This window comes from Solwaraspora sp. WMMD792, assembly GCF_029626105.1.
GTDB lineage: Bacteria > Actinomycetota > Actinomycetes > Mycobacteriales > Micromonosporaceae > Micromonospora_E.
Genome location: NZ_JARUBH010000009.1, coordinates 401909 through 416903, shown reverse-complemented (window position 1 = coordinate 416903; position 14995 = coordinate 401909). Strand labels below are relative to the sequence as shown.

Below are 14995 nucleotides of genomic sequence, written 5' to 3'. Positions count from 1 at the left end.
GCCAGTGGGTCAATGCCGGCCGCTCGGTCAGCGCCGGCCAGTGGGTCAGCGCCGGTCGACGTTGCTGGCGGTGTCCTCCTGGTATGTGGCACCGCCGTCCGACTCGCTGGTCAGCGGTTTGGCACCGCCCTCCGGCGGGCCGGCGACCGAGTGGTGGCCGGCGGCCAGCTCCGGGAACTTCAGGTCGAACGCCGGTCGCTCGGAGCGGATCCGGGGCATCCGGTCGAAGTTGCGCAGCGGTGGCGGGCAACTGGTCGCCCACTCCAACGAGTTCCCGTGGCCCCACGGGTCGTCGACCTCGACCAGCGGTCCGGCCTTGTACGACTTCCACACGTTGTACAGGAACGGCAGGGTGGAGATGCCGGTGACGAACGAGCCGACCGTGGAGATCATGTTGAGTGTGGTCCAGCCGTCGATCGCCTGGTAGTCGGCGTACCGGCGGGGGAAGCCCTCGGCACCGAGCCAGTGCTGCACCAGGAAGGTGGTGTGGAAGCCGACGAAGGTCAGCCAGAAGTGCACCCGGCCCAGCCGCTCGTCGAGCATCCGTCCGGTGAACTTCGGGAACCAGAAGTAGATGCCGGCGAAGACCGCGAACACGATCGTGCCGAACAGCACGTAGTGGAAGTGGGCGACGACGAAGTACGAGTCCGAGACGTGGAAGTCGATCGGTGGGCTGGCCAGCAGGACACCCGACAGACCGCCGAAGAGGAAGGTGACCAGGAAGCCGATCGACCAGAGCATCGGCGTCTCGAAGCTGATCTGCCCCCGCCACATGGTGCCGATCCAGTTGAAGAACTTCATGCCGGTCGGCACCGCGATCAGGAAGCTCAGGAAGCTGAAGAAGGGCAGCAGCACCGCGCCGGTGGCGAACATGTGGTGCGCCCAGACGCTCATCGACAGCGCGGCGATCGCGATCGTGGCGGCCACCAGACCCTTGTAGCCGAAGATCGGCTTGCGGGAGAAGACCGGGATGATCTCGCTGATGATGCCGAAGAACGGCAGCGCGACGATGTACACCTCGGGGTGGCCGAAGAACCAGAACAGGTGCTGCCACAGCAGCGGCCCGCCGGTCTCCGGCGCGTACACGTGGGCACCGAGCATGCGGTCGGCGGCGAGCGCGAACAGCGCGGCGGCCAGCAGCGGGAAGACCATGATCACCAGGAGGCTGGTGACCAGGATGTTCCAGGTGAAGATCGGCATCCGGAACATGGTCATGCCCGGCGCGCGCAGGGTCAGGATCGTGGTGATCATGTTGACCGCGCCGAGGATGGTGCCCAGACCGGAGATCGCCAGTCCGACGATCCACATGTTGGCGCCGACGCCCGGGGAGTGCTCGACGCTGCTCAGCGGGGTGTACGCGAACCAGCCGAAGTCGGCGGCGCCGCCCGGGGTCAGGAAGCCACCCATCGCCAAAGTGCCACCGAACAGGTACAGCCAGTAGGCGAAGCTGTTCAGCCGGGGAAAGGAAACGTCCGGCGCACCGATCTGGATCGGCGTAACGTAGTTGGCGAAGGCGAACACGATCGGCGTCGCGAAGAACAACAGCATGATCGTGCCGTGCATGGTGAACAGCTGGTTGTACTGCTCCGGGGAGAGAAACTGCATCCCCGGCTGGGCCAGCTCCGCACGCATGATCAGAGCCATCAGGCCACCGATCATGAAGAACGCGAAGGCGGTGATCATGTACATGATCCCGATCTGCTTCGCGTCGGTCGTGCGCAGCAGCCGCGCCATGGCCGAGCCGCGGACCGGCCTGCGGACCGGGAAGGGCCGGCTGGCGATCGGCTTCGGTGCGACGGTGGTCACGAATGGCCTCCGGTTCTCGTCAATCCCACGGCGCCCGGGTTGATGATCCGCTGGCCGTGCCTCGCAGGCAGGATAGTCCCCGTTCACCGCCGGTCCGCACGCCGGGTGCCTGCACCGCTGCGGGCTGCCGGACGGTTCACACCGGGGCGAGTCACACCGGGTCGAGTCACACCGGGTCGACGAGCAACCGGTAGTGCTCCTGGAAGATCGTGCCGCCCTTGGCCCGCAGCACCGGGTCGCGCAGGACCGGGGCGACGTCGCGGGTCCGGTCCCGGTCCCGGGTCCGGTCCAGCACCCACTGGGTACGCGGCCGACGCCGGCTCTCGTACCTGGCGAGCGCCTCGACGACCGTCGGCGCGGCACGTAGCTCCTCGGCCAGGACCAGCGCGTCCTCGAACGCCATCGCCGCCCCCTGGGACAGGGTCGGTGCGGTCGCATGGGCGGCGTCCCCGACGAGCACCACGTTGCCTCGGGACCAGCCGCCCAGCTCCACCTCGTCGGTGACGGCCACCTGTACCTTCTCCACCGCGTCGAGGACCGCTGGCACCGGCCCGCCGTAGTCGCCGAGGAGCTGGCGGAGCCGGACCAACGGGTCGGCGGGCGGGGCGGAGCCGGCCGGCAGCGGCTCGTCGGCGTAGAGGTAGACCCGGCCGTAGCCCATCGGGGCGAGCGCGATGCCGGACCGTTGCCCGAGCAGTGCGGTCCACTCGGTGATCTCCGGACCGCCGCTGACCACGCTGCGGTAGGCGATCTGGCCGACCGGGTGCGGCGCGCCACCGATCTCGGCCAGTCGACGGACCGCTGACCGACGCCCGTCCGCACCGACGACCAGGTCGTACTCGGCGTAGGAGCCGTCGCCGAAGGCGACCTTGGTGGTCTCGTCGCCAACCTCCACGTCACACACCTCGGTGTGGTACCGCACCTCCCCGCCGGCGCCGGTGAGCAGCACCTGGTGCAGGTCCGCGCGGGGCAGCACCCGACACTGCCCGACGCCCTGCCACAGCTGTTCCAGATCGACCGAGCACAGCTCGGCGCCGGTGGCGTCGAGGAACCGCTGCCGCCGGATCACCGCGCCGAGCGGGCGCAACGGATTGTCCAGCCCGAGCTCGCGCAGCGCGCGGATGGCATTGCCGGGCAGGAAGATCCCGGCGCCGGCGACGACGGTCGGGGCCAGCTTCTCCACCAGATCGGGCCGGATGCCGGCCAGCCGCAGCGCCCGGGCGACGGCCAGCCCGGCGACGCTGGCACCGACGACGAGCACGCGCACGGGTGGTTGAGCCATGGTCCGCGCCGCCTCCGGGGGAATAGACACTCATTGAAGCCAAGAGACTACTGCCAGCAACACCGCCCGCGGTAGGCCCATCCCGCCCTGTTTGCTCCCCGCGAATGCCACCCGCCACGGCGCCGGTCAACATCCACTGGTGGAAATCTTAACGGCTCAGCGGTGCCGGCGGGACCCTCAGCGCTGCACCCTCGCCCCACCGCCACCGGCAAGCGCCACCACCTCCTTGAGGCTGGCCGTCGAGGTGTCCCCTGGGGTGGTCATCGCCAGCGCTCCGTGCGCGGCACCGTACTCCACCGCGACGGCCAGGTCGCCCTGCTCCAACAGGCCGTAGACCAGGCCGGACGCGAAGCTGTCACCGCCGCCGACCCGGTCCAGGATCTCCAGGCCCGGCCGGTGGGTGGCGGACACGAAACCGGTCGGTGCCGACCAGGCGACCGCACCCCAGTCGTTCACCGTCGCGGAACGCACCGTACGCAGCGTCGTCGCCACCACCTTGAAGTTCGGGTACGCCCCGGTCACCTCGGTGATCATTCGCTGGAAGTTGGCGACCTCCAGGTCGGTGAGGCTCTCGTCGGTGTCCGGTACGGCGAACCCGAGACTCGCGGTGAAGTCCTCCTCGTTGCCGATCATGACGTCGACGTAGCCGGCCAGCCGCCGGTTGACCTCCTGCGCCCGGGGCTGTCCGCCCACCGCTTTCCACAGGCTGGGCCGGTAGTTCAGGTCGTAGGAGATGATCGTGCCGTGCCGGCGGGCGGCCGTCATCGCCGCCTCGATCGTGTCCGGCGTGGTCGGCGACAGGGCCGCGTAGATGCCGCCGGTGTGCAGCCAACGCACGCCGAGCGTGCCGAACAGGTGGTCCCAGTCGACGTCTTCGGGGCGCAGCTGGCTGGCCGCGCTGTTGCCCCGGTCGGAGGTGCCGACCGCGCCGCGCACCCCGAAGCCGCGCTCGGTGAAGTTGAGCCCGTTGCGGACGGTCCGGCCGATCCCGTCGTACGGCAGCCAGCGCACGTAGGCGGTGTCGACGCCGCCCTGCAGCACCAGATCCTCCAGCAGGCGGCCGACCTCGTTGTCGGCGAACGCGGTGACGACCGCGGTACGCAGGCCGAAGCAGCGGCGCAGCCCTCGCGCGACGTTGTATTCGCCGCCGCCCTCCCAGGCCCGGAAGCTGCGGGCGGTGCGCACCCGTCCCTCCCCCGGGTCCAGCCGCAGCATGACCTCGCCGAGCGAGATCAGGTCGTAGCGACAGTCGGCGGCCGGCCGGGGGTGCAGCGGGGCGCGGTCGGCGGGGTGCTGTTCGGCCATCTCACGACTCCTCAGTCAACGGTCGGACCGGTCCTGATCGCGGTCGAACCGGTCCTGGTCAAGGTCGGTTCCACGCCGGGTCGGGCCGGTCAGTCGGCGGCACGGGCGGCGGCGACCGCGGCCCCGGTCAGCCGGGTCACCTCGGCCCAGTCGCCGGCGTCGAGCAGGCGGGGGGCGACCATCCAGGTGCCGCCGACGGCGAGGACCGCCGGGTGGGCCAGGTAGTCCGCGACGTTGGCGGGGCTCACCCCGCCGGTCGGGATGAACCGCACCGACCGGAACGGCGCGGCGAGCGCGGACACCATGCCCACCCCGCCGAGCTGCTCGGCCGGAAAGAACTTGACCGTGTCCAGCCCGGCGTCGAGGGCCATCTGGATCTCGGTGGCGCTGGACACCCCGGGGAAGACCGGCAGGTCGAGCTCCTGGCAGCGGCGCACGACGGCCGGTCCGAAACCAGGGCTGACCACGAACCGGGCGCCGGCGTCGACCGCCCGGTCGACCTGTTCGACGGTGAGCACGGTGCCGGCACCGACCAGCATGCCGGGGTGCCCGGCCATCGCCGCGATGGCGTCCGCCGCCGCCGGGGTACGGAAGGTCACTTCGGCGGTACGCAGCCCGCCGGCGAGCAGCGCCTCGGCCAGTGGCGCGGCACCGGCCGGATCGGCCAGGACGACCACCGGAAGGATCCGCCCCGCACCGATCACCGAGACGACGTCGCCGCCGTCGTGCGCGCCCCGGTCGGTCTCGCGGCCGGTTGACTCACGTTCAGCATCATGAACATCGGTCACGTACGTGACCATACTCGGTGGCGCATCGCTGTCAACCGGTGCGGCGCTGGTTAGAGTGACCGCCATGGCGGCGCAGGAGGGTTTCCAGCCGGTGAAGTCCGCCGGCCGGACGTTGGAGGTACTGGAGGCGCTGGCCGCCACCCCCGACCGCCGATCACTCGGCGAACTGGCGCGGATCCTGCAGATCCCGAAGAGCAGCCTGCACGGGATCCTGCGCACGATGATGCATCGCGGCTGGGTGGAGACCGATCCCACCGGCACCCGGTTCGGCCTGGGCGTACGGGCGTTGCAGGTGGGCGCGGCGTACCTGGCCGCCGACAACGCCGTGAGCCTGCTGGACGGCGTACTCGACGCGCTGGCCGGGCAGTTCGGTGAGACCGTCCATCTCGGCCGGCTGGACGGCCCGCACGTGGTCTACCTGGCCAAGCGCGAGTCGGTGCACCCGCTGCGGCTGTACAGCGCGATCGGCCGGCACCTGCCGGCACACGCCACCGCACTGGGCAAGGCGCTGCTCGCCGAACATCCGGACGACACCGTCGACCAGCTGCTGAGCTGGCCGTTGCGCCGGATGACCCGGCGTACCATCACCGACCCGGCCGCCCTGCACGCCGCCCTGGCCGAGGTCCGCGCCCAGGGCTGGGCCGTGGACCGGGAGGAGAACACCGAGGGGATCGTCTGCCTGGCGATGGCGATGCCGCTGCGCCGGCCGGCCGGCGACGCGATCAGCCTGTCCGTCCCGGCGAACCGGATCGACGCCGCCGGCGAAGCCCGGATGGTCGAGGCGCTGCGGGCCGCCGCCGACCAGGTGGCCGCCGCCCGCGGGCTGATCTCCCACTGACTCTTTTCATGCACGTCGATGTGATCTACCGTGATGGGAGCGCTCCCGCGACGTTGGTTCCTACCCGCCGTCTCCACGGTCTAAGGAGAACCATGAGACGTCCGATCCGCGCCGCCGCCGCAGCCGTACTGCTGCTCACCGGCGGCCTCGTCACCGTGGTCGCCGCTACGCCAGCCCAGGCCGACACGCGAATCTGCGAACAGTACGGCAGCACCACCATCCAGGGTCGCTACGTGGTGCAGAACAACCGCTGGGGCACCACCGCCGAACAGTGCATCAACGTGACCGACACCGGCTTCTCGGTGACCTCGCAGCAAGGCAGCTCGCCGACCAACGGCGCACCGGTGTCGTACCCGTCGATCTTCTACGGCTGCCACTACACCAACTGCTCCCCCGGCACCAACCTGCCGGTCCAGGTGAGCCGGATCAGCAACGCACCGACCAGCATCAACTACCAGTACGTCGGCAACGGGACGTACAACGCCTCGTACGACATCTGGCTCGACCCGACCCCGCGCACCAACGGTGTCAGCCAGATGGAGATCATGATCTGGTTTCACCGGCAGGGCTCCATCCAGCCGATCGGATCACCGGTCGGCAACGCCACCGTCGCCGGCCGCAGCTGGCAGGTCTGGACCGGCAGCAACGGTTCCAACAACGTGGTGTCCTACCTGGCCCCGTCGTCGATCACCAGTTGGAGCTTCAACGTGCTCGACTTCATCGCCGACGTCCGGGCCCGGGGGCAGATCACCAACTCCTGGTACCTGACCAGCGTCCAGGCCGGCTTCGAGCCGTGGAACGGCGGCGTCGGCCTCGGGGTGAACTCCTTCTCCGGTTCGGTCTCCACCGGCGGCGCACCGCCGACCACCGCCCCACCGACCAGTCAGCCGCCCGGTGGTGGCGGGTGCCGGGTCAGCTACACGGCGAACACCTGGAACAACGGCTACACCGCCGACGTACGCGTCACCAACACCGGTGGCGGCACCATCAACGGCTGGACGTTGGCCTACCAACTGCCGGGCGGGCAGACGGTCGGCAACTCGTGGAACGCCACCGTCACCCAGAGCGGATCGTCGGTGACCGCTCGGAACGTGGGCTGGAACGGCACGCTGGCCCCTGGGGCGACCGCCTCGTTCGGTTACCAGGCCAGCTACAGCGGTAGCTACTCCTCACCGAACAGCTTCACCCTCAACGGCACCACCTGCACCACCGGCTGATCCGCAAAACGCCGGGGCCGGCCGCGGTGGGGGGTGAGGCCCCCCACCGCGGCCGGCCCGCACCGCCCCGGGGCATCGTGGCCTCAGTCGCGCAGGGCGTCGACTGCGGCCATCTCGTCGGCGGAGAGGGTGAAGCCGAAGACGTCGGCGTTGGTGCGGATCCGCTCCGGCGTGACGGACTTCGGAATCACCACGATGCCGTGCTGGATGTGCCAGCGCAGCACCACCTGGGCCGGGCTCGCCTGGTGGGCGGCGGCGACCCGTGCCAGCACCGGGTCGGCGAGGTCGGTGTTCTTGAACGGGCTGTACCCCTCCAGTACCACCCCGCGGTCGCGGTGCTCGGCCACCGTCCGCGGATCATGCATCGCCGGTGCCCACGGCACCTGGTTGACCGCCGGCACCACCCCGGTCCGCTCGGTCAGTTCGTCGATCTGGTCGAGGCCGTAGTTGGAGACACCGATCGCCCGGACCGCACCGGTGTCCCGGTGGGCGACGAACTCGCGCCAGGTCGGCACGCCGGCGCCACCGGCCGGTGGCCAGTGGATCAGCCACAGGTCGACGTACTCGGTGCCCAGCGCGGCCAGGCTCGCGGCCAGCGTCTCCGCCTCCTGTCCGACCCGCTCGGGCGGGAGCTTGGTGGTGACGAAGATCTCGTCTCGGGCGATTCCGCTGTCCTTGATCGCCCGGCCGACCTCGGCCTCGTTGCCGTACATCGTGGCGGTGTCGACGTGCCGGTAGCCGGCGTCCAACGCCGCCCGGACCGCCCGGTACCCGGCGTCGCCCGACGCCTGCCAGGTGCCGAACCCGAGCAGCGGCATCCCGGCCCCGGACGGCAAAGTTGCCACAGCTTGCTCACCATGCGTTGCCATCCTCCCCGCCTACCCCCTTCGACCTGCCCGTATTCCTTGACCGGACGACTCATCGTCCGGTAGCCGACAGACCCTACCGCCGTCTACGACAAGGGCACATGCTGTTCACCGCGCGTACATTCGTCGTTACCACCCCACCGCTGGCGGTGGTTCCTGCCTGGCCGACGGCCCGGCAGGAGATTGACCAGGACGGAAGAATGAGCAGTATCAGCACCGCCCACACGGCCATGGCGAGCCTCCCGGTCGCGGACCGGCCGCCGGCCGGACAACTCACCGAACGCACGCCCGCCGACCTGTGGCACATGGCCAGAGCCGTACTCGACGCCAACTGGTCGCGCAACCACACCGTGCCGTCGCGCACCCTCTACCCGCACCAATGGAGCTGGGACGCGGCGTTCATCGCGATCGGCCTGGCCCGGATCGACCCCGATCGGGCCTGGCACGACCTGCGCAGCCTGTTCCTGGCGCAGTGGCCGGACGGACGGGTCCCGCACATCGTCTTCGATCCCGACGTCGCCGAACGCGACTACTTTCCCGGACCGGGTTTCTGGCAGGTGCCACTGCGCCGTCCCGGACACCCGGACGGCACCGGCATCGTCCAGCCACCCGCCCACGCCCTCGCGGTCTGGGAGATCTACCAACGGGCGCCGGGGCCGCAGGCAGAAGCTGAGCTGCGCTGGTTCTACCCACGGCTGGTCGCCGCCCAGGACTATCTGTCGAGCTGTCGCGACGCCAGCGGGGACGGGTTGGCCAGCATCGTGCACCCCTGGGAGTCCGGCCTGGACAACAGCCCGGCCTGGGACGCGGCGCTGGCCGCCGTACCGGCCGACCTCGGCGTGCTCGTCGGGCGGCAGCGGCACGACAACCGGGTGGCCGCGGCGGCCCACCGGCCGACCGATGAGGACTACGCCCGGTTCGTCGCGCTGGCGCTGGCGTACCGCGACGGCGGCTACCGGGACGACGAGCTCGCCGCCCGCCACGACTTCGTGGTCGAGTGTCCGACCTTCAACGCGTTGCTGGCCGCCGCCGAACACGCGCTCGCCCGGATCGCCGCCGTGATCGGCGCCGACCCGGCGGTCCACCTGAACCGAGCCGCGCGGATCACCCGGGCGGTCGACGACCAACTGTGGAACCCGCAGACCGGCATGTACCACGCCCGGGATGTCCGGACCGGACGGCTCAGTCCGGCACGCTGCGTGAGCGGGCTGGTCCCGCTGATCCTGCCCGACCTACCGCCGGACCGAGTCGCGGCGTTGGTGGCGACGGCCGAGTCGCACCGGTTCGGGCTGTCCGCGTCGATGCCGGTGGCCAGCTACGACCGGTCCGCTGCCGACTTCGACCCGGTGCGCTACTGGCGCGGACCGGTGTGGATCAACATCAACTGGCTGCTCCGCCGGGGACTTCGGGAGCACGGCCATCTGGATCAGGCCGAAACGCTGCGTGACGCAATGCTGGAACTGGTCCGCCGGTCCGGTTACTACGAGTATTTCCACCCGGAGACCGGCGACGGGGTCGGCTCAGCGGCTTTCAGCTGGACTGCGGCGCTGGTGCTCGATCTGCTTGGCGAAGGGACGGTTCCGCCGGTCAGCGGTCCGGTCGATTAGCCGTTACCCGGTAGTAGGGTAAGCCGTGTCGACCAGCGCCGATCCGACAGTCTGCCCGATACCAATACCCATTCGGCTGACCACCCGCAGATACCGTTGATTCTGACATAAGGCCCAAATCAGACAGAAAACGGTTGCTGAACGACGGATTGTCACTGCTCGTAGCTGTCTTCGCACCGTACGGTCGAGTCGACCGTACGGTGCGCGACTGGCGGCCTCACGGATGGTTCCGGCCCGCCGGCAGGGCATTTATCTTTCCCTGCCGGCGGGCCGCACGAACGACGCGATCCTGCGCACTCGACGCTGTCCGCCGTAATTCGCTGCTACCGCCAGGGGGGTGGGCGATGCAACCTGCACACAATGCCGTACGGCGACCCGCACAGGACGCCGTACGCCGGAAGCGATGGCTCGACGGGGCACTGCTCCGATCAGCCATCACCGTATTGATGCTCGTACCCGTCTGTGTGCTGTTCACGCAGCTGTGGCGCGGCACCTCGGCGGACATCGCCTTCGCCGAACACGAACGCGAGGGCGTGGCGTATCTCGGCGCGCTCAACGAGTTGACCGTGGCCCTGGTAGACGCGCAGTCAGCGGCCGTCGCCGGTCAGCCGGTCAACGACGAGGCGCTGCTCCGGGCCCTCGACGCGGTCACCGAGGTCGACCAGCGGATCGGCGCGTCACTACGGGCCCAGCAACGGTGGGCGACGCTCCGCTCCACCGTGGAATCCCTGTCGGACCGGCAGTTCAGCCGGCCGGCCGAAGCCTTCGACGCGTACCGCCAGGCCACCGACCTGCTGCTGGCCCAGTACGACCGGGTGCGGGAGAGCTCGAACCTGATCAGGGATCCGGAAGGCGACGCCTACCACCTGCAGGACGGCGCGGCCGAGGAGTTGCCGGAGGCGATCGTCGCCACCGGACGCTTCGCGGACCTCGCCGTGCTGCTGCCCACCCGGCCGGCGCAGGACCGGCCCTTGGCGCTGGTCGAGCTGATCAGCGCGGCAAGCGACGTGCTCTCCCCCGCCAACGACCTGGCCGACAACGTCCAGGCCGCGGTGGAGAGCACCGACAGCCGGACGATGAGCAGCAACCTGCTCACCCAGGTCGACCGGTTCCGACGCAGCATGGACGCCCTCGCCGCGGCCGCCGCCGCGGTGAACACCGCGGACGTCGTGTCCGGGGGCGGGGCCGACACACCGGGCGGCGGGGCCGCGCTGCCCGATCTCGATCCGCTCATCGGGCTCCGCGGCGACGCCCAGGTGGCGGCGGCCGAACTCGCCGGCACGATGCTCGCCGAGCTGGACGGTCTGATCGCCGACCGGATCAGCGCCCTGCAACGCGGCCAGTGGGCCTCGGTCGGCGCCCTCGTCGTGGCCTTCGCCCTGGCCGTAGCCCCGATGGTCATGGCCTACCTCGGCCAGCCCGCGTCGGCCGCCGGCCAGCCCGGCACCGGTGCGGCCGGCCACGCCGGGACCGGCCACCCGCCGGGACCGGCCGAGCCCCGGCCGGACACGGCGGACCAGCCGACCCGCTGGCCGGAACTCGACCCGACGGCGCACGGCGGCTCGCCCGCCGGCACCGCTGCCCCGGGCACCGGACGATGGGGGCCGACCGTTGCTGCTCGATAGGCTCCGGATCCGGGGAAAACTGGCCCTGCTGGTCATGATCCCGCTGATCGCGGTCGCTGCCCTGGCGGTGCCGATCGTGATCGACCGCGCCGCGTTGGCCGGCCGGGCCGCCGACACGGTCCGTACCGTGCAGGCCGGTGGCCAGATCGGCTCGCTCGCCCAGGACCTGCAGCAGGAACGTCTGCTGGCGATCGGCTACCTGCTGGACAGCGTGGACCGGTCCCGGCTGGTGCTGCACGAGGCGGCCGTCACCGACCGGATCGCCGACATCCGGGCCGAGCTGGGTGGCCAGCTCGACGCCGAGCTGGCCGCGGCGGTCGACGCGGTGGACGGCCTCGCCGAGGTCCGGGCCGCGGTACGCGACCGCACCGCCGACAGCGATCAGGTGATGACCGCGTACGGCGATCTCATCGAGCGGCTGCTCGACGGGTTGAAGTTGGTCGACTCGGCCGACGTCGCCACCCCCGAGGGACGCCAGATCGTGGCGCTGGACGCCGCGCTGCGGCTGGACGCCGCGATCAGCGCCGGGGCGGCCCACATGCTGCTGGTGGTCGGGTCCCGCGACCCGCAGGCCGCCACCCGGTACGCGCTGAGCCTGGTCACCACTCAGGAGCACGCCGCCCGGTTCAGCCGGTTCGCCACCGCCGACCAGGTGGCCCTCTACAGCCTGGTCGAGGAGGCGCTCGACCAGCGGCTCGGCAGCGGATTCAGCGACGCGTCACAGGCCGGCACGCAGAACGGCTCCCCGGTCGACCCGGCGCAGGTGCTGGCCGGTCTGTCCGCAGCCACGTTGTTCCCGTCGTTGGAGTCACTGATCGCCCTCGGCCGGTTCGTCGAGCGCAAGATCGTCATCGACGTCACGGTCGACGTGACCCGACGGCAGGAACAGGTTCTGTTCACCGCGTACGGCGTGGTGGCCGGGGCGCTGCTGGTCCTGCTGGTGGTCGTCGCGCTGAGCCTGTACGTGGCCCGATCGGTCGCCCAGCCGCTGGCCAGGCTCACTTTCTCGGCCGACCGGGTCGCCCGGATCGCCGAGGCGGAGCTGGTACGGGTGGCCGACGACGAGTCGGAACGCCCCGACCCGGTACGCCTCGACCCGGTCGAGGTGACCGCCACCGACGAGATCGGCGACCTGGCCCGCGCCTTCGAGCGGGTCCAGCAGACCGCCGCCCGGCTCGTCGAGCGGCAGGTGTCGAGCCGACGCAACGTGGCACAGATGTTCGGCCACGTCGGACGGCGGACGCAGAACCTGGTGGGCCGCCAGTTGGCGATCATCGACCGGCTGGAGCGAGAGGAGACCGACCCGCGTCGGCTGCAGCATCTCTACCGGCTCGACCACGTCTCCAGCCGGCTACGGCGCAACGCCGGCAGCCTGGTGGTGCTCTCCGGTGCGACCGGCGCCGAGGAGCACATGGCCCCACTGCCGGTCTCCGACGTCATCCGACTCGCGCTCGGTGAGATCGAGGACTACACCCGGGTCGACGTGCAGGCACCCGCCGGGTACGCCCTGCAGCCGTCGGTCATCGCCGACCTGGTGCTGCTACTTGCCGAGCTGATGGAGAACGGCACCGTCTTCTCGCCACCGCACACCCGGGTGACCGTGACCGCCGGGCCGCTCGACGACGGTCTGCGGGTCAGCGTCATCGACCGAGGGCTCGGGCTGTCCCCGGAGCGACTGGCCGAGGAGAATGCCCGGCTGACCCGACGGGAACGGCTCGACCTGGTACCGACCGAGGTCCTCGGACTGTTCGTGGTCGGCCGGCTCGCCCGCCGGCATGCGATGGATGTCGAACTGACCGCCACGCCGGGCGGCGGGGTCACGGTCACGGTCGACTTGGGACCCGATCTGATCGTGCCGGCCACCGCCGCCCCTGGACCGGCCATGGCCGCCGGTTCCACCAGCCGGTCACCAGCGGTCGCGCCCACCATCGCGCCGCTGCCCGGTACGGTCCCGGCCGACGCGGTGCTGATCGGCACCACACCGGGCGGACCGCCCGGGGACACCCCGCCCGGGGACCGGCCGGCGGCCGCGACGCCGACGGGCGCCAGCGGGCTCCGTCCGGACCGGACCGTCGCCCGGGCCAGCGTCCGCACCGGCGGACCGGACGGCTCCGGCGCCAGCTTCGACTCGTCGGCGGTGCAGCGGGCCACCCGGTCACTTGGCACCGGCACCCCGTGGAACGCGTTCGGCACGGCGGTCGAACCGGCCGGGGCGCCGGACCAGCCAACGGCGGCGCCGGCCGCCGAGCCGGTCGGACGTGGGCCGCTGCGGCAACGCGTTCCCGGCGCCCAGCACCCGGTCGGCGGCGGACCGGCGGCGCTCAGCGACGCACCGGCCGACCCGGTCGCCGCACGAGCGCTGCTGGAGGAGTTCGAGGCCGGGGTACGGCGGGCACAGCGGGAAGTGGCGCAGGACTCGACGGTCGCCGGGTCGGACCGCCTCACCCAGCGGGTGCCCGGCGCGAGCCTGCCCGACCCGCCGCCGGCCAGCGCATCCCCCGGCAACCGCCAGCCCTGGCCACCGGACCCACAGCAGGCAAAGGAGTCCCTGGACGAATTCGAGACGGGCGTACAGCGCGCGCTCACCGAGATCACCACCACCTTCCAGCACGGCAGCAAAGGAACGCACGGATGAACAGTCCCTACACGCCGGACACCGCAGAACGCCCGACGGCCCCGGCCGGCAACGGCTCGCTGAGCGCCGAAGCGCAGACCTTCAACTGGCTGCTGGACTCGTTCACATCCAGTACAGCCGGGGTCCGCGAAGCCATCGCGGTCTCCTCCGACGGACTGCTGATGGCCATGTCCGCGATCAAGGACCGGGCCAACGCCGAGCGGCTGGCGGCGGTGGTGTCCGGCATGACCAGCCTGGCCGGTGGTGCGGCGAACTGGTACTCGCTCGGCACGCTGAACCGGGTGGTGGTGGATATGGCCGACGGCTACCTGCTGGTCAGTTCGATCAGCTCCGGGTCGGTGCTGGGGGTGATCGCCGACCGCTCGGCCAGCCTTGGCACCGTCGCCTACGAGATGACCCTGTTCGCCGGGCGCGCCGGCGGCCCGCTCACTCCCCGGCTGATCGCCGAGTTGAAGAACTCCGTCCAGTCGTGACCCGACCGCCGTACGGGGCGGACGAGCCGGTCGATCCGCAGCCGCGGATCCGCCCCTACCTGCGTACCCCGCCGTCGGGTGACACCCCGGCGGCGGGCGGGGGTCTGCCCGGCGTCGGCGAGTCCGACGGCGGCGGGCCGGACCGGTCGGACGGCGACGCCGCGCCGACGACGCTGCGGCCGTTCGTGCTGACCGCCGGCCGGGTCACCGGGGCGGACCCGGACATCAACCTGGAGACGCAGGTGACCGCCCGGGTACCGGACCTGTTCGACCCCGGCCCTTCGGTATCCGGCCTGGCCCCTGAACTGCGGGCGATCATCTCGCTCGCCGCCGACCCGATCTCCGTCGCGGAACTGTCCGCCCGGCTGGGGCTGCACCTGGGGGTGACCCGGGTGCTCGTCGGCGACCTCCGCGCCTCCGCCCATCTCGACGTCCACGTACCCGACGTCGACGCCCCTGCCGATGCCGACACCATCCTGCGAGTGATCCGTGGACTACGTGCCATCTCCTGACCGTCCGACCGCCGGACCGCCCCCGACAGCCCGGCACCGCG

Annotated in this window: 12 protein-coding genes; 7 read left to right on the top strand and 5 right to left on the bottom strand. The window is 71.1% G+C overall.

Annotation, left to right across the window (positions count from 1 at the left end):
- Positions 1 to 45: 45 nt before the first annotated feature.
- The 4 genes from ctaD to eda form a co-directional block, all read right to left on the bottom strand.
- Positions 46 to 1806 carry a cytochrome c oxidase subunit I gene (gene ctaD / locus O7629_RS03400; RefSeq protein WP_278167436.1) on the bottom strand — a complete coding sequence of 587 codons (1761 nt, stop codon included), beginning with the start codon at positions 1804 to 1806 and terminating at the stop codon, positions 46 to 48.
- Positions 1807 to 1972: 166 nt separating this feature from the next.
- The gene (locus O7629_RS03395; RefSeq protein ID WP_278167435.1) at positions 1973 to 3088 is read right to left on the bottom strand and encodes an FAD-dependent monooxygenase; all 1116 of its coding nucleotides are present in this window, start codon (positions 3086 to 3088) and stop codon (positions 1973 to 1975) included.
- A 177-nt stretch (positions 3089 to 3265) separates the two neighbouring features.
- Entirely contained in the window at positions 3266 to 4393 is a 1128-nt protein-coding gene (locus O7629_RS03390; protein WP_278167433.1) for a sugar kinase, read from the bottom strand.
- A gap of 89 nt (positions 4394 to 4482) precedes the next feature.
- A complete protein-coding gene (eda, locus tag O7629_RS03385; protein WP_278167431.1) occupies positions 4483 to 5181 on the bottom strand; it encodes a bifunctional 4-hydroxy-2-oxoglutarate aldolase/2-dehydro-3-deoxy-phosphogluconate aldolase in 699 nt (232 codons plus the stop codon).
- Positions 5182 to 5245: 64 nt separating this feature from the next.
- Here eda and O7629_RS03380 point away from each other — a divergent pair, with 64 nt between their 5' ends.
- Together O7629_RS03380 and O7629_RS03375 are read left to right on the top strand one after the other, a co-directional pair.
- Positions 5246 to 6019 (top strand): IclR family transcriptional regulator, encoded by a 774-nt coding sequence (locus O7629_RS03380; RefSeq protein ID WP_278167430.1) that lies wholly within the window; start codon positions 5246 to 5248, stop codon positions 6017 to 6019.
- Positions 6020 to 6111: 92 nt separating this feature from the next.
- Positions 6112 to 7236: a cellulose binding domain-containing protein gene (locus tag O7629_RS03375; protein WP_278167429.1), complete on the top strand. Its 1125-nt coding sequence runs from the start codon at positions 6112 to 6114 to the stop codon at positions 7234 to 7236.
- A gap of 83 nt (positions 7237 to 7319) precedes the next feature.
- Here O7629_RS03375 and O7629_RS03370 read toward each other — a convergent pair whose 3' ends face one another.
- Positions 7320 to 8054, bottom strand: a complete 735-nt coding sequence (locus O7629_RS03370) for an aldo/keto reductase (RefSeq protein WP_278174386.1) — start codon at positions 8052 to 8054, stop codon at positions 7320 to 7322.
- Positions 8055 to 8302: 248 nt separating this feature from the next.
- Here O7629_RS03370 and O7629_RS03365 point away from each other — a divergent pair, with 248 nt between their 5' ends.
- From O7629_RS03365 to O7629_RS03345, 5 genes are all read left to right on the top strand, one after another.
- The gene (locus tag O7629_RS03365) at positions 8303 to 9709 is read left to right on the top strand and encodes a trehalase family glycosidase (RefSeq protein WP_347403657.1); all 1407 of its coding nucleotides are present in this window, start codon (positions 8303 to 8305) and stop codon (positions 9707 to 9709) included.
- A gap of 446 nt (positions 9710 to 10155) precedes the next feature.
- Positions 10156 to 11334 (top strand): hypothetical protein, encoded by a 1179-nt coding sequence (locus O7629_RS03360; protein ID WP_278167428.1) that lies wholly within the window; start codon positions 10156 to 10158, stop codon positions 11332 to 11334.
- Between the two features lie 34 nt (positions 11335 to 11368).
- Complete coding sequence (locus tag O7629_RS03355) at positions 11369 to 13969, top strand: nitrate- and nitrite sensing domain-containing protein (protein ID WP_278167427.1); 2601 nt, start codon at positions 11369 to 11371, stop codon at positions 13967 to 13969.
- A complete protein-coding gene (locus O7629_RS03350; protein ID WP_278167426.1) occupies positions 13966 to 14442 on the top strand; it encodes a roadblock/LC7 domain-containing protein in 477 nt (158 codons plus the stop codon). The genes O7629_RS03355 and O7629_RS03350 overlap by 4 nt, the downstream gene beginning before the upstream one ends.
- Positions 14439 to 14954 carry a DUF742 domain-containing protein gene (locus O7629_RS03345; protein ID WP_278167424.1) on the top strand — a complete coding sequence of 172 codons (516 nt, stop codon included), beginning with the start codon at positions 14439 to 14441 and terminating at the stop codon, positions 14952 to 14954. Before O7629_RS03350 ends, O7629_RS03345 begins: the two co-directional genes overlap by 4 nt.
- Positions 14955 to 14995 lie beyond the last annotated feature (41 nt).